Source organism: Embleya sp. NPDC059213 (assembly GCF_042754445.1).
In the GTDB taxonomy this organism is placed as follows: Bacteria; Actinomycetota; Actinomycetes; order Streptomycetales; family Streptomycetaceae; genus Embleya.
Map to the genome: position 1 here is coordinate 7,553 of NZ_JBHZAV010000004.1, position 14,867 is coordinate 22,419.

Annotated in this window: 14 protein-coding genes; 7 read left to right on the forward strand and 7 right to left on the reverse strand. The window is 72.1% G+C overall.

Annotated features, from left to right (window positions below; translation table 11 throughout):
* Window positions 1–143 precede the first annotated feature (143 nt).
* Window positions 144–563, reverse strand: coding sequence for a cupin domain-containing protein (locus tag ACFXMF_RS02575; protein WP_360317653.1), 420 nt, complete (start codon window positions 561–563; stop codon window positions 144–146).
* A 70-nt stretch (window positions 564–633) separates the two neighbouring features.
* Here ACFXMF_RS02575 and ACFXMF_RS02580 point away from each other — a divergent pair, with 70 nt between their 5' ends.
* The 4 genes from ACFXMF_RS02580 to ACFXMF_RS02595 all read left to right on the forward strand — a co-directional run bounded on the left by ACFXMF_RS02580 (window position 634) and on the right by ACFXMF_RS02595 (window position 5,491).
* Window positions 634–1,146, forward strand: coding sequence for a MarR family winged helix-turn-helix transcriptional regulator (locus tag ACFXMF_RS02580; RefSeq protein WP_360317651.1), 513 nt, complete (start codon window positions 634–636; stop codon window positions 1,144–1,146).
* A gap of 202 nt (window positions 1,147–1,348) precedes the next feature.
* Window positions 1,349–3,466 carry an MMPL family transporter gene (locus ACFXMF_RS02585; RefSeq protein ID WP_379990574.1) on the forward strand — a complete coding sequence of 706 codons (2,118 nt, stop codon included), beginning with the start codon at window positions 1,349–1,351 and terminating at the stop codon, window positions 3,464–3,466.
* Window positions 3,463–4,710: a sensor histidine kinase gene (locus ACFXMF_RS02590; protein ID WP_379990575.1), complete on the forward strand. Its 1,248-nt coding sequence runs from the start codon at window positions 3,463–3,465 to the stop codon at window positions 4,708–4,710. The genes ACFXMF_RS02585 and ACFXMF_RS02590 overlap by 4 nt, the downstream gene beginning before the upstream one ends.
* Window positions 4,711–4,792: 82 nt before the next feature.
* On the forward strand, window positions 4,793–5,491 hold the full coding sequence (locus ACFXMF_RS02595; protein ID WP_360317645.1) for a response regulator transcription factor: 699 nt from the start codon (window positions 4,793–4,795) through the stop codon (window positions 5,489–5,491).
* 31 nt (window positions 5,492–5,522) lie between these two features.
* Here ACFXMF_RS02595 and ACFXMF_RS02600 read toward each other — a convergent pair whose 3' ends face one another.
* Window positions 5,523–6,677, reverse strand: coding sequence for a transporter substrate-binding domain-containing protein (locus ACFXMF_RS02600; protein ID WP_379990576.1), 1,155 nt, complete (start codon window positions 6,675–6,677; stop codon window positions 5,523–5,525).
* Between the two features lie 229 nt (window positions 6,678–6,906).
* On the reverse strand, window positions 6,907–7,203 hold the full coding sequence (locus ACFXMF_RS02605) for a hypothetical protein (RefSeq protein WP_379990577.1): 297 nt from the start codon (window positions 7,201–7,203) through the stop codon (window positions 6,907–6,909).
* On the opposite strand from ACFXMF_RS02605, the gene ACFXMF_RS02610 reads away from it, so the two are divergent.
* Window positions 7,184–7,666, forward strand: a complete 483-nt coding sequence (locus ACFXMF_RS02610; RefSeq protein WP_379990578.1) for an FAD-dependent oxidoreductase — start codon at window positions 7,184–7,186, stop codon at window positions 7,664–7,666. The two genes, ACFXMF_RS02605 and ACFXMF_RS02610, sit on opposite strands and share 20 nt — an antisense overlap.
* Before the next feature lie 467 nt (window positions 7,667–8,133).
* On the opposite strand, the gene ACFXMF_RS02615 is transcribed toward ACFXMF_RS02610, so the two are convergent.
* The gene (locus ACFXMF_RS02615) at window positions 8,134–9,339 is read right to left on the reverse strand and encodes a trans-sulfuration enzyme family protein (RefSeq protein ID WP_379990583.1); all 1,206 of its coding nucleotides are present in this window, start codon (window positions 9,337–9,339) and stop codon (window positions 8,134–8,136) included.
* Window positions 9,340–9,531: 192 nt separating this feature from the next.
* Between ACFXMF_RS02615 and ACFXMF_RS02620 the strand changes: the two genes are divergently transcribed.
* Window positions 9,532–10,038 (forward strand): Lrp/AsnC family transcriptional regulator, encoded by a 507-nt coding sequence (locus ACFXMF_RS02620; RefSeq protein ID WP_360317636.1) that lies wholly within the window; start codon window positions 9,532–9,534, stop codon window positions 10,036–10,038.
* A 36-nt stretch (window positions 10,039–10,074) separates the two neighbouring features.
* On the opposite strand, the gene ACFXMF_RS02625 is transcribed toward ACFXMF_RS02620, so the two are convergent.
* Window positions 10,075–11,247, reverse strand: a complete 1,173-nt coding sequence (locus tag ACFXMF_RS02625; RefSeq protein ID WP_360317665.1) for a low temperature requirement protein A — start codon at window positions 11,245–11,247, stop codon at window positions 10,075–10,077.
* Window positions 11,248–11,401: 154 nt separating this feature from the next.
* A complete protein-coding gene (locus ACFXMF_RS02630) occupies window positions 11,402–12,586 on the reverse strand; it encodes an alpha-hydroxy-acid oxidizing protein (RefSeq protein WP_360317633.1) in 1,185 nt (394 codons plus the stop codon).
* A gap of 193 nt (window positions 12,587–12,779) precedes the next feature.
* On the opposite strand from ACFXMF_RS02630, the gene ACFXMF_RS02635 reads away from it, so the two are divergent.
* Complete coding sequence (locus tag ACFXMF_RS02635; protein WP_379990579.1) at window positions 12,780–14,051, forward strand: alpha/beta fold hydrolase; 1,272 nt, start codon at window positions 12,780–12,782, stop codon at window positions 14,049–14,051.
* 66 nt (window positions 14,052–14,117) lie between these two features.
* Here the strand turns inward: ACFXMF_RS02635 and ACFXMF_RS02640 are convergent, their stop codons facing one another.
* Window positions 14,118–14,801, reverse strand: a complete 684-nt coding sequence (locus ACFXMF_RS02640; RefSeq protein WP_360317628.1) for a GntR family transcriptional regulator — start codon at window positions 14,799–14,801, stop codon at window positions 14,118–14,120.
* Window positions 14,802–14,867: the final 66 nt, after the last annotated feature.

Here is a 14,867-nt window from a genome sequence, read left to right on the forward strand (position 1 = left end):
CCGCCACGGTCCCGTGTTTTTGCCCCGGGCGGGCCCGGTTCGAGCTAAACCCCAACAACCCCGACGCCGCCTACCTCCTGGGGGCGGCTTGGTCCCGCCGCCCCACGTCGGTCCCCGCCGCTGCTCGCCGCCTGCCGGACGGGTCAGATCGTCCACGGCGGGAGCACGCGTTCGGCGTCCCTGGGGGCCAGGCCGCAGGCGTCCGGCGGGGTGATGTCGTCGGGGTTGTAGGCGCGGGCTCCGGCGGGGGCGGTGGCGATGGCGGTGAAGCCCGTTTCGGGGTCGGCGTGGACTTGGCGTGGGAGGTCGGCGGGGAAGACGACGGTGTCGCCCGTGGTGGCGGTGAGTTCGTCGCCGTCGATGACGGCGGTGAGGCCGCCGGTGATGACGGTCCAGATCTGTTCGGCTTCGAAGGAGTGGTAGGGGCCGGAGGCGGCCGGGGTCATGTCCACTCGCCACAGGGCCGTGCCGGTGGTGCGGCCCTGGGTGGGGGAGGCGAAGGTGGTCATGGTGCCGTTGGGGGTGGTGGTGATCCGAGCGTCGGTGCTGCGCACGACTGGCATGTGTGGTCTCCTGGTCTTGCGAGGAATTCGACAATGTTGTTGTCTAAATAGTGAACCAGGTTGTCTATTCATGTCAAGAAACCCGTCCGCAGTCGGATCGAACGCCGACGATGCCGACCCGGAGCCGCCGGGCTTCGAGCTGCCGCTGCGCCTGTTGATGGCCTTTCGGATCGTCATCGACGAGGTCCATGCGGAGCTGGCTCGGCAGGGCCACCCGGACGTGCGCCCCATGCATGGCTTCGTCTTCCAGGCCATCGGGCCGTCCGGTACCACCGCCGTGGAACTCGGGCGCCTGTTGGGGGTGTCGAAGCAGGCGGCGGGCAAGACGATCGACGGCCTGGAGCGACTGGGCTACGTCGAGCGCGGAGTGGATCCGAACGACGCGCGGCGCAGGGTGGTTCGGCTCACCGCACACGGGGTGGATTCGCTGGTGAAGTCGGCGGCGATCTTCGAGCAGGTGCGCGCGAAGTGGGCCGGGACGTTGGGCGCGGAACGGCTGCGCGCGCTGGAGGAGGACCTGCGGACGATGACGCCGGGGGACTCGTTCCACTTCGACATGCCGGCCTGGTTCGGCGGCGGCTGATCGCCGGGCCGATCCCGGCCGGACCGGGCCGGGCCGGACTGTGGGCCTTGAGGCGTCCGTTCCGGCCGCTCGACTCGCCACCCGTACTCCCGGGCGTTACTCCCGCAGGATCAGTCCGCGTCCTCGGACTTCGTGCGGAGTAACCCGGACATCGGTCTTCGGCCCGACGATCGCGGGTCGGTCGGCCGAAAGCCTTGGGGGCATGGAGACACTCGCGAAGGAAGAGGCCCCACCGGTGCCGCGGCGGGGACGGTGGTGGGCGGTGCCGTGGGCTGTCGTCGGTGGTTGGCTGCTGGTCGTGCTGGTGGCCGGGATGTTCGCCGCCAAGCTCGGCGACGTGCAGCGCAACGAGGCCGTCGACTATCTGCCGGCGAACGCCGAGTCGACCCAAGTGGCCAAGGTGCAGGCCGGGTTGCCCGGTGGCGACGCGATGGACGTGCAGCTCGTGTACCACCGCGACGGCGGCTTGACCGCCGCCGACCGGGAACTGGCGGCGGGGCAGGTGGCCGAGGTGGCCGGGCGGCATGCGCTGGTGGCCGGGCCGGCGCCGGTGGCGCAGGAGTCCGTCGACCACGCGACGTTGCGCTACGCGTTGTCCATCGATCGGCGTGGCGCGGAGCCGGACGAGATCGTGCCCGACATCCGCAAGGTGCTGGATCGCCATCCGGACGGACTCACCGTCCGGTTGGGCGGGCCCGGGGGCATCACCGCGGACATGCAGGAGGTGTTCGCGTCGATCGACGGGACGCTGCTGCTGGCCAGCGTTCTCGTGGTCGCGGTGTTGTTGATGCTGACCTACCGCAGTCCGTACCTGTGGGTCGTGCCGCTCGTGTGTGCCGGGGTCGCGGTGGCGGTTGCCTCGGCGACGGTGTACGGGCTGGTGAAGGTGTTCGGGATCACCGTCACCGGACAGAGTTCGGGCGTGCTGACGGTGCTGGTGTTCGGTGCCGGGACCGACTACGCGCTGCTTTTGGTGGCTCGGTATAGGGAGGAACTGCGGGTCCACGAGCGACCGTTGTCCGCGATGGTGGCGGCCTTGCGCGGGTGCGGGCCGGCCGTCGTGGCGTCGTGCGGGACGGTCGTGGTCGGGCTGTTGTGCCTGACCGCCGCGGATCTGAACAGCAGTCGGGGGATGGGGCCGGTCGGGGCGGTCGGCGTGGTGTGTGCGCTCGCGGTGATGACGACGTTGTTGCCGGCGGTGCTGGTGTTGCTCGGGCGGCGGGTGTTCTGGCCGTTCGTGCCCGCGTTCGGCAGTGTCCCCAAGCGGGGCCGCGGGGCGTACGCCCGGATCGGGGCCGGCGTGTCCCGGCGGCCGATCGCGGTGCTCGTGGCGGGCGTCGTGCTGCTCGGGGCGGGCGCGTTGACCGCGTTCGCGCTGCCGGGTCCGCTGCGGCAGAGCGACGGCTTCACCGCGAAGCCCGAGTCGATCGCCGCGCAGGAGACGCTGAGCGCGGCCTTTCCGGAGCAGTCGGGTGCGCCGATCTCGGTGCTCGCGCGCACCGAGCGGGCCTCGGCCGTGCTCGGGGCGGTCTCCGCGACGGCGGGTATCGAGCACGCCCGGCAGGCTCGAACCGGGGGCGGCTGGACGGAAATCCTGGCCTTCGCGAAGGATCGACCGGAGTCGACCGGTGAACATGCCACGATCGAGCGGTTGCGGGCCGTGCCGGACGCGCGGGTCGGCGGCCCCACCGCCCAGCAGATGGACACCTCGCACACTACGGCCCGCGATCGCCGGGTGGTCGTTCCGCTGGTCCTGCTGGCCGTACTGCTCGTGCTGATCGTGTTGTTGCGCAGCCTGGTCGCGCCGCTGATCCTGGTCCTGGCGGTCGGGTTGGTGTGGGCCGCCTCGCTCGGAGTCGGTGGGCTGATCTTCGAGCACGGCTTCGGATACGCGGGCGTGGACGCACAAACGCCGTTGCTGACCTTCGTGTTCCTGGTCGCGCTGGGGGTGGACTACGGCATCTTCCTGATGCACCGGGTGCGGGAGATGGCGCTGCGTGGCGAGTCGGTCAGGGTGGCCGCGCCGGCCGCGCTGGAGACCACCGGCGGGGTGATCGCGTCGGCCGGGTTCGTGCTGGCCGCGACCTTCTCGGTGCTGATGTTGCTGCCGCTGGTCTCCCTGGTGGAGCTCGGATTCGTGGTCGCGATGGGGGTGTTGATCGATACCTTCCTGGTCCGGACCTTCCTGGTCACCGCCGCGAGCGTGGCGCTGGATCGGCGGATCTGGTGGCCGGGCCCGCTGTCCCGACGGCCCGCGGTGGGCGCGGTGGGGACCCAGCCGGTGGAACCGCCCGTGCCGTCCCGGAAGATGGCGGTGTGACGAAGCGATCGACGTGGGGTGGGGCGTCCGTTGCGGACGCCCTGCTCGCTCTCGTCCTGGCCGCGGGTGCGATCTGGTTCGCGTGGATGTTGCCGGGGCAGCGGGCGTTGGACCCGCTCGGGGTCGCGCTGCTGGTCGGCGGGGCGATCCCGTTGGCCTGGCGGCGGGCCAGGCCGGGAACCGTGCTGGTGGCGACGTTCGTGCTGACCGTGCCGTATCACAGCCGGGAGTATCTGCACGAGAGCGCGGCCGTGTTGGCACTGGTGGCACTCGGGACGGTCGCGGCCTACATCCGCCGCGAGGAGGCGATCGCGCTGACCTTCGCCGTGTTGTTCGTGGTGATCGTGGCGATGAGCCATGGCGGACGGGACGAGCCGACCTGGCGGGACCGTTGCGGGATGGTCGGCTGGGTGATCGCGGCGGTGGTCGCGGGGCAGGCGTGGCGCAGCCACCGGGCGTACGTGTGCGCCATCATCGATCGGGCCGAGCGCGCCGAGCGCACCCGGGACGAGGTGGCCCGGCGGCGGGTGGCCGAGGAGCGCTTGCGGATCGCGCGCGACCTGCACGATCTGCTGGCGCACAGCATCACGCTGATCGGCGTGCAGGCGGGCGTGGCCGCGCACCTCGCCGCCCAGGAGCCGCCGGCCGAACGTGCGGTCATGGTGGGCGCGTTGGACACGATCGCCGAGACCTGTCGGGACGCCCGGCACGAACTGCGGGCCACCTTGTCGGTGTTGCGCGACGCTGAGGAGGCCGCGTCGTACGAGGCGGTGCCGGGCCTGGCCGGGTTCGACGGCCTGGTACCGCTCGCGGGCGCGGCCCGCTCCGCGGGCATCGAGGTTGTCCTGACCGGGCATCAGGGACCGCCGCCGGCGCCCGAGGTGGGCGTGGCGGTGTACCGGATCGTGCAGGAGGCGCTGACGAACGCGGTGAAGCACGCACAGGCCCGATCGGTGTGGATCGAACTGTCGGTCGTCGACGCGGAACTGCGGTTGACCGTGCGCGACGACGGACGGGGGATCGCGTCGGAGCCGGACGTCGGGCACGGGACCGGGCCGGAGGTCGGCCGGGGGACCGAGGTCGCGGCGGGGCACGAGGCCCGGAAGGAGGCCGGGTTCGGCATCGTCGGGATGGCCGAACGGGCGCGCAGTGTGGGCGGGACGCTGGTCGCCGGGCCCGGCCCGGAGGGCGGATTCCGGGTCGAGGCGGTGTTGCCGATGAGTCAGCGAGCCGGCGCCGGGTGACACTGGGTGGGCACGGCGGGGACGGCGAGGTACGTGGCGACGGGGAGTGGTTGCGGATGACGCGTGGCGAGCGGGGGAGCACGTGACGGTCGGCAGGCTGCGGGTGTTGCTGGCCGACGATCAGCACCTGGTGCGGTCGGCCTTCGCGATGCTGGTGGGTTCGGCGCCCGACATGGAGGTGGTCGGTGAGGCCGCCGACGGGCAGGCCGCCCTCGAACTCACCCGCGCCACCCGGCCGGACGTCGTGCTGATGGACATTCGCATGCCGATCCTGGACGGGATCGAGGCCACTCGGTCGATCGCGGCCGATCCGGACCTGCCGGGAGTTCGGGTGCTGGTCCTGACCACCTACGAGGACGACGAGAACGTGGTGGCCGCGTTGCGCGCGGGCGCCGGCGGATTCCTGGTCAAGGACACACGCCCGGCCGAACTCCTGGCCGCGATCCGCACGATCGGCGCGGGCGAGGCGTTGTTGTCGCCGGGTCCGACGGCGCGGTTGATCTCGCGCGTCCTGCGGATGCCGGCCGCGCGCACGGCGGGCGGGCCGGAATCGGTGCTGGTGGCCGACCTGTCCGGGCGCGAACGCGAGGTACTCACGCTGGTCGGACGGGGATTGACCAACGCGGAGATCGGCACGCTGCTCGGGTTGAGCCCGCTCACCGCCAAGACGCACGTGAGTCGCATCATGGCCAAGCTCGGTGCGCGCGATCGACCGCAACTGGTGGTGACGGCCTACGAGTCGGGGCTGGTCGTGCCGGGAGACGACCTGTCCTCGGCGTAGGCGGACCGAGTCCGGACCGGTGTCGGCGCGCTCAATCGCGATACACCGCGACCGGGGCCGTCACCGGTCCGGATTCCGGGATGTAGCGGGCCACATACGTCTCGTACAGCCGCGACCACGTCCCGTCCTGGCGGATGCGCTCCAGCGAGGCGTTGACGAAGCGGACCAGGTCGGGACGGGTCTTGGCGATTTCCAGGCCGTACGGTTCACGGGTGAGCTTGGGGCCGACCAACTGCACGAATCGGTCCTGGGCCTGGAGGCCGGCCATGATGGTGTCGTCGCCGACCGCCGCGTCCGCCTGGCCCTGTTGGATCCGGACCAGGCAGTCCGCCCAGGTCTCACCGGTGACCGGGGCCAGGCCCCGGGTCGCCCGCACCGCCTCGGCGGAGGTGGTGCCGGCCACCGTGCAGACACGGGTTCCGGAGGGCAGGCCGATCAGGCCCTTGGCATGGTCGGCGGCCGCGGCCGGGCTGTCGCGCACGACGAGTGTGCGCTGTCCCGACTCGTAGTAGACCGAGCTGAAGTCGACCAGCGCCCGGCGGTCGCAGTTCACCGTGACCGACTTCGCGACGATGTCCACGTCGCCGTTCGCGACGGACTGTTCGCGGATGTTGTTGGGCAGGACGCGAAAGTGCAGCCGGCCGGGGTCCGTACTGCCGAACAGGTCGGCGGCGATCTCCCGGACGAGGTCGATGTCGAAGCCCTTGAGCCGATTGTGGTCGGCGACGTCGGCATAGCTGAACGGGTAGCTGCTCTGGTCGATTCCGACGGTCAGGAAGCCCTGTCGCAGGATGTGTGCGAGCGAGCCGTCGCTCGCGTAGTCGGTGGCGCGCGGTGGCCCCGACCGGGGACGCAGGCTCGCGAGCGGGTCGCTGCACGAAGCGGCCGGCACACTCGCCGTTCCCGGTCCGGTCGGGCCGCCCGGAGCGACGGTGGTCGGCACGGCGCCGGTGGGCGCGGCTGCGGGGCGGGAGGCGGAGGTCGCGGAGGTACAGGACACCAGGAGCACCAGCACGGCCAGCAACGACAGGGGTGGCCCGACCACGACCCGGCGGCGCGCCGGAGGGCCGGCGGCGGGCCGGTTCGGCGGGTATCGGCCGGGCGCGGTTCGCAGGGACGTGCATCGGGACGAGTCGCGGAGCGGGCGGTGGACCGGGTGGTTCGGTCGGGCAACGTGCGCGGGCATGACGCGTCACCTCCGGTGGCGGCTCGCGGGACACCGCTCGGCTCGGCCGGTTCGGATCTGCTCGGGACGCTACCCGATCGCACCGGGCGACCACTGGGGGTAGTCCCCCGATTTCCGGGGGGACGGGCGACGGGCGACGGGCGGCAGCGCCGGGTCGACGGGCCGGCTGCGGTCGGCCTCCCGGCCCTCAGCCCTCGGCCCCGGACGGCCGACGACCCGGAACCCCCCGTCACCCGACCGGGTTTGCCCCGCCCCCGAGATCCCCGGTCAGGCAGCGCTGTAGCTGAGGCCCGAGCCAGGCGACGATCTCCGGCCGGGTCATGCCCACGATCGGCGGGAGGCGGAGGACATAGCGGCACAGGGCCAGACCGAGCACCTGGGTGGCGACCAGGCCGGCTCGGCGAGGGGCCTCGGTCGGGGTGGGGCAGACGCGGGCCACGAGCGGGCCGACTTGTTCCGCGAACACCGCGCGCATGCGTTCGGCGGCATCCTCGTTGGTGACGCCGGTGCGCAGCAGGATCATCATCGCCTCGTCGTCCTCCCAGCGGTCCAGGCTCCTGGACGAGCGCGGTCCCTCGACCGGTCGGGTGCTGGTCGAGGAGGTCGTGTGGGGCTCGCGCTTCCGGGTCCACCACCGCATCGCCGACACCTACCGCGCCGGGCGCATCCTGCCGGCCGGCGACGCCGCGCACGTGCACAGCCCGGCCGGGGGCCAGGGCATGAACGCCGGCATCCTCGACGCCGTGGCGCTGGCCCACGCGCTCGGCGCGGTCCTCGACGGCGGTTCCACCTCGGCGCTCGACGCGTACGGCGCCACGCGTCGCCCGATCGCCGAGCAGATCGTGAAGCTCGCCGACCGGATGACCCGGATCGCCACCGTCACCCCGGCGCTGCGCCCGCTGCGCAACACGGTCCTGCGCACGATCACCCGAATCCCCGCCGTGCGCCGCGACGTTGCCCGACGCCTCTCCGGCCTGCTCTACCGCTGACGATGGATCCTCTGCTGATCGGCCCGTCCGAATTGCCTCGGCAGGCCGTGGCGGCGAACACCCGAATCGCACGGGCGGCCCCGCGCAGCGAGATCGGGGCCGGGTGGTGGGCCGGCCTCGCGGCACACATCGAGGCCGTACCGGAGCGCGAGTACGAACGGCCGCGCCGGGTACGCGCGTTGCCCGGCCACTGCGTGGACGGCGCGCACCCGCCGCCCCGTTTCCGCCGGCGACGCGTGGTGAGCGACGAACAGTATCCGGGGTCCGTCGACCTCGATGCCGCCGGCAACGCCGCCATCGAGGCCGAACCGGCCGACGCACGGGCCCGCTTGGCCGGCGAGGTCATCCGCGACCACTTTCGCCGACCGACTCCGCGCGACCCGGCCGGGTGCCTTCCGCACCGCCCGGCCGGGCGTCGTCCGGCAAGCGTCGGCACGTCCGGCAGGGGCCGCACCGACGCACTCACGTCACACGTGTGCCCCCTGACGAAGCGTCACCATCGAAGGCGCCGCCTTGCCGTTCGTGGCCTCCCCCGACCCCGATGCCGACGTCCCGGGCCGCCCCGAAGCCTGCTCCAAGGCCGTCGACAGGTCGTGCCACAGGTCGTCCTCGTGCTCCAGCCCCACCGACAGGCGCAACAACTTCGGCCCGATGGCGCCCTCGTCGCGCGCCGCGTCGTCGATCACCCGGTGGGTCAACGAGGCCGGATGCTGGATCAGCGTGTCGGTACCGCCGAGGCTGACCGCGGGCGTGATCAGCCGCAGTGCGCCGACCAGCGCCATCGGGTCGCCCGTCGGCTCGAAGGCCACCAGCGCGCCACCGATGCTCGGGTAGTGCACCCGCTCGATCGCCGGGTGGGCGGCCAGCCGCCGGGCCAGGGCCGACGCCGACGCCGACGCCTTCGCGACCCGGATCGGCAGCGTCGCGAGGCCGCGCAGCAGCAGGTAGCCCGCGAGCGGGTGCAACAACGCCCCCGTCGCGAAGCGGATCTGCCGGAGCACCGCGGCCGTCTCCGGATCGCAGGCCACCACGCCGCCCATCACGTCGCCGTGTCCGCCGAGGAACTTGGTCGCGCTGTGCAGGACCATCCGCGCGCCGGACCGCGCGGGTTGTTGCAACACCGGGGTGGCGAACGTGTTGTCCACCAGCAGCGGTACGTCCCCGGCCTGCGCCGCCAGATCGGCCAGGTCCAGTTCGGCCAGCGTCGGATTGGCCGGTGTCTCGACCATGACCAGCCCGGTCTCCGGCCGCAACGCCCCGGCCACCCCGTCCGGGTCGACCCAGGTGACCTCGGTGCCGAGCAGCCCGCTGGTGAGCAGGTGGTCCGTGGTGCCGTACAACGGCCGTACCGCCACCACATGCCGTCGGCCGCGTGCGGCGGCGGCGAGCAGACACGCGGTGACCGCCGCCATGCCGGTGGCGAACGCGACCGCGTCGGCGCACCCCTCCAACTCCGCGAGCGCCGTCTCGAAGCGGCGCACCGTCGGATTGGTCAAGCGGCCGTAGATCGGCGAGCCGTCCGGGAGTTCACCCTCCGCGTAGGCGTCGAGCGCGAGCGCCGCGGCCGGCAGGTCCGGCAGCGGATAGGTGGTGGACAAATCGATCGGTACGGCGTGCGTACCCAGGGCGGCGAGGTCGTCCCGACCGGCGTGCACCGCCCGGGTCTCGAACATGTGCCGCACCCCCGCCGAGCCGTCCGCGGCCCCGGAAGCGCTCGCCCCGGCCACACCGCCCGGCACACCGGCCACGCCGCCCACGGCGGTCGTCCCCGCCCGCCCGTCAAGATCCACTCGGAGGTCATCCATGCCCGCCATGGTCCGCCAACCCCCGGAGAATGTGCCCGATCACCGAACTATCATCGCCCGATGAGCCAATCCATCGCCCTCGATCCGATCGATCTCGGAATTCTCCGAGCCCTCCAGAACGATGCCCGGATCAGCAACAAGGCGCTCGCCGCCGAGGTCGGCATCGCCCCCTCGACCTGCCTGGATCGAGTCGCCCGGCTGCGTTCGGCCGGGGTGGTCAAGGGCGCCACGGTGGAGGTGGACGCGGCGGCGCTGGGCCGCCCGCTGCAGGCGATGCTCGCGGTTCGGGTACGGCCGCACCACCGCGTGGTGCTCAACCCGTTCGTGGGGCACGTGCTCAAGCTGCCGGAGACCCGTGCGCTCTACCACCTGGCCGGACCCGACGACTTCCTCGTGCATGTCGCGGTCGCCGACGCGACCGGCCTGCAGCGGCTCGTGGTGGACGGCTTCACCTCGCGCACGGAGGTGACCCAGGTGCACACCATGCTGATATTCCAGCAATGGCAGGGCGGCCCGCTGCTCCCACCCGAGCCGCAGAGCCCGGCCCGCCGCCTGACGGCCGGGTAGCGCGGCCAGGCCCCACCAGGATCCACCGGACAGGGCCTAGCGCGGCCCGGCGGCCTCCACGTCCGTCGCCGCCCGCTCCTCCTGCCGCGCGGACAACACGGTGCCCACCGCGACCGCCAGCGCCGCCACCGCACCCGCGGTCGGCACCGCCGCCGCGCCCAGGAACGTGCACAGCAGGACCGCCACGCCGGCGGTCGGCAGCACCGCCTTCTGGGCGAGGCCGACCTTGTGGTGCCGTGCGTGCAGCACGAACGTGCTCAGCAGGAACAGCGCCGCCGGGATCGTCACACTCGCCGACGCGGCCGTCCGGGAGATGTGCGCCTCGCCCACGGCCTGCTCGATGGTGACCTCCAGACCCGCGCCGATCGCCGCCGCCGAGCCGAAGACCAGATAGTGGCCGTATCCCCACAGGAACGCCTGCCGACTGGACGCGAGGTAGTCGTGGATCGGTACCGCGAAGTAGATCCAGTACGCCGCGAACACGATCAACAGGCCGCCCCCGGCGATCGGCAACAGCTCGTCCAGCGCGGCCTCGTCGTCGAGCGCGGTCTGGATCGCGATGGTCGCGGCGGAGACGCTCTCGCCCAGCATGATGATGGTGAACAGCCCGTACCGCTCGGCGATGTGACGCGGGTGCCAGGTCGTGGCGTGGTCGCGCTCGGCGATCGCGGGCACTGCGAGTTCGGCGATCACCAGGAGTGCGAACCCCCACTTCCACGCGGCGTCCGGCAGGAGCAGCAGCACCACCCAGCCGATCTGCACCAGCACCAGCCCGGCCGCGTAGCGCAGCGCCGTGCGCCGGGCCGCGGCGTCGGTCTCGTCGTGCGCCGCCCGCAGCCACTGGAAGGTCAGCGCGAGCCGCATGATCAGGTAGCCCACGATGGCGACCGCGTAGTCGCTGTTCTCGAACGCGCGGGGCACCCCGGCGGCCAGGACCAACACGCCGGTGATCTGGACGAGGGTGGCGATCCGGTACAGCGGGTCGTCACAGTCGTACGCGGACGCGAACCAGGTGAAGTTGACCCACGCCCACCAGATCGCGAAGAACACCAACAGGTAGCCCGCGAGCCCGTGCCCGGGGTGTCCCTCCGCCAGCGAGTGCACCAGTCGGCTGCCGGCCTGGGCCACCGCGACCACGAAGGTCAGGTCGAAGAACAACTCCAGTGGGGTGGACGCGCGATGCTCCTCGGTGGTGTCGCGCGAGGTCATCCGGCGCAGAATGGCGTGCGAGGTGGCGGGGCGCGCGCGATCGCTCACGAGGCGGGACCTCTCGTTCCGGGCGTGATCATGCGCGGACAGTATCGGAATCGGCGCGGCAAATCGGGCCATTTTGAGCGGACATTCGGGCCTTCGCGCGGCCCGGTCAATCCGAGGTCAACACCGAGGCGTGCAACTCGTCCGGGCGGGTGTGCCCGGACAGGGCCATGGACAGGTCGAACTCGGCCAGCAGGCACCGCAGTACGTGCCGCACGCCGGCCTCGCCGCCCAACGCCAGTCCGTAGACGTACGGCCGGCCCAGCAACACCGCCCGGGCGCCCAGGGCCAGCGCCTTGAGCAGATCCGTTCCGGTGCGTACGCCGCTGTCGAAGAGCACCGTCAAGTCCTCGCCGACCGCCGCCACCACCGCCGGCAGCGCGTCCAACGCGGCCACCGCCCCGTCGAGTTGGCGCCCGCCGTGGTTGCTGACCACGACCCCGTCCAGACCGGCGTCGCGGGCCCGGCAGGCGTCGTCCGGATGCAGGACACCCTTGAGCACGATCGGCCCGATCCAGTTCTCGCGCAGGAACGCCAGGTCGGCCCACGTCTTGGTCGGATCGGAGAACATTCCCGCCCAGTGCACGATCGCCGCGGTCGGGTCCTCCGCGATCGGCTTGCTCAGCCCGGCCAGGAAGGCCGGATCGCTCAGATAGTTCGCGATGCCGACCTGGTGCAGGAAGGGCAGATAGGCGCGATCCAGGTCGTTCGGCCGCCAGCCCAGGAACCAGGTGTCCAGGGTGACCACGAGCGCGGTGTACCCGGCCGCCCGAGCCCGGGCGAGCAGGCTGATCGTCACGTCGTCGTCGCGCGGCCAGTAGAGCTGGAACCAGCGCGGACCCGACCCGGACGCGGCGGCGACCTCCTCCAACGTATGGGACGACGCCGTGCTCAACACCATCGGCAGCCCCAGTGCGGCCGCGGCGCGCGCGGTCGCCAACTCGCCCTCGGGATGCACGATGGACTGCACCCCGACCGGCCCGAGCAACACCGGCGCCGGTGTCGCGGTGCCCAGCACGGAGCAGGACAGGTCGCGCGTCCCCACGTCGCGCAACATGCGCGGGACGATCCGGCGCCGCTCGAACGCCGCCCGATTGGCCCGCATCGTCGCCCCGCCGCCCGCCCCGCCCAGCACGTAGCCGCGCGGACCCGGATCGAGCCGTTCGCCGGCGGCCACCTCCAGGGCGCCGGCGTCCGTGGGATACGCGGGCGTCTGCCCGGTCAGCAGGCCATCGAGGTAGATCGAGTCCTGGAACGCGGAATAGGGACCGGCAGCGTCGGCGCCATCGACCACGACTGCACACCTTTCGCCGAGTGGAATCGGAACCCCCGACCCTTGCGCACCCGTCGACGGCGCGGAAGGGCCGAACGAGTCGGCGCCGGTATATCGGGGCAGATTCGTTCGTGTGCCGTCCGCACCATCCGCACGCGAGACCCGAATACGGATACGGACACGGACACGGACACGAGCTTGGGGGGAAAGACGCATGACCCGCATCACCCGGATACCGGGGATGGCCCTGACCGATCACACCTTCACCGTTCCGCTCGACCACTCCCGTCCGGACGGGCCGACCATCGAGGTCTTCGCACGCGAGGTGGTCGATCCGCTCGCCGCGGACCGGAAGCGGCCGTGGTTGTGCTTCCTGCAGGGCGGCCCGGGCGGCAAGGCCGGGCGACCCAATCGCGCCACCGGCTGGCTTCAGCGCGCGCTGCGCACCCACCGCGTACTGCTCCTGGACCAACGCGGCACCGGTCGCAGCACGCCGATCACACCGAGCCTGGCGGCCCGTACCGCACCCGAGGAACTCGCCGCGCTGCTGCGGCACATGCGCGAGGACGCGATCGTCGCAGACGCCGAGTTCATCCGTCGACGGCTGTGCGGCGACGAGCCGTGGGAGACGCTCGGGCAGAGCTATGGCGGTTTCATCACGCTCGCCTACCTCTCCCAAGCGCCCGAGGGCCTGAAGTCCTGTTATGTCACCGGGGGCTTGATCGGCCTGGACTGCACGGCCGAGGACGTCTACCACCGCACGTATCCCCGGGTGCGGGCGAAGAACGCCGAGTACTACGCCCGCTATCCGGACGACGTGGCGGCGGTGCGGCGACTGGCCGACCATCTGGCCGCGCACGACGTGCGGTTGCCCGACGGCGACCGACTCACCCCGCGCCGGCTGCAGTTCCTGGGCCAGGTGTTCGGGATGGGCGACGGCTTCGAGCAGGTGCACTGGATGCTGGACGAGGCGTGGGACGGCGACCGGGTCTCGGACACCTTCCGGGCCGCCGCGATGCACGCCACCGCCCTCACCGACCAGCCGCTGTGGGCCGTGCTCCAGGAGCCGATCTACGCGCAGGGCAAGGTCGCCACCGGATGGGCCGCGGCGAAGGTGCACGCGGAGCTGCCGGAGTTCGCCGAGACCGCCGATCCGCTGCTGTTCACCGGCGAGATGATGTACCCCTGGATGTTCGAGGAGATCGCCGCCCTGCGCCCCTTCCGCGAAGCGGCCGACCAGCTCGCCCGGCACGACGACTGGCCCGTCCTGTACGACGTCGAGCGACTGCGGAACAACCGGGTCCCGGTCGCGGCGGCGGTCTTCTTCGACGACATGTACGTGGACGCGGACCTGTCCCTGGACACCGCGCGCCGGGTGGCCAACGTTCGGGCGTGGGTCACCAACGAATGGGAGCACAACGGCTCCAACGCCTCCGGCGGCGCGGTCCTGGACCGCCTGATGGACATGGTCGCCGGCCGACTGTGACCGGGAACGACACGCCGACCGAACCGGCCGCCCGAGTGCCTCGCGCTCGGGCCGCCGGTGTCGGCTTCAGCTCGGTTGCTCGGGACCCGCCCACAGGTGGCGGACGTGGCCGATGTGCCGGGCCATCACGTCCTCGGCCCGGGCGGGATCGCCGGTGGCGAGCGCGTCCAGGAGTTCGAGGTGCTCGGCGGCGGACGCGGCGAGGCGGCCGTTCTGCGCGAGCCGGGACAGGCCGTACAGGCGCGAGCGTTTGCGCAGATCGCCGACCACCCGAACCAGGTGTTCGTTGCCCGCCAACGCGAGCAACGACAGATGGAAGCGGCGATCCGCCTCCACGTACCTGATCAGGTCGCCCTCCTCCGCCGCCGCCACGATCTCCTCGGCGACCGGTCGCAGCGCGGCCAGTTGGGCCGGGGTGACCACGCCCGCGAGGCGGGCCACCACCGGAACCTCGATCAGCGCGCGGACCTCGGTGAACTCGTCCAACTCGCGGTCGGAGAGCTCGGTGACCCGAAAGCCCTTGTTGCGAACGGCCTCGACCAGTCCCTCGTTGGCGAGGTCGAGCATCGCCTCGCGGACCGGGGTCGGTGACACGCCGAACTGCGCGGCCAACGCGGGCGCGGAATAGACCACACCCGGCCGCATCTCGCCCGCGATCAACGCCGCGCGCAACTCCCGTGCCACCCGATCCCGCAGGATCGGCCGATCATCGAAGGACGGCAGCGCGAGCGCTCCGTGTCCCGTTTCCATGGTGCCTCCTCCCGCCATGCTACTGACGGTCAGTCACCCTGTGGGCGGGATCGGAGCTGTGCGTAC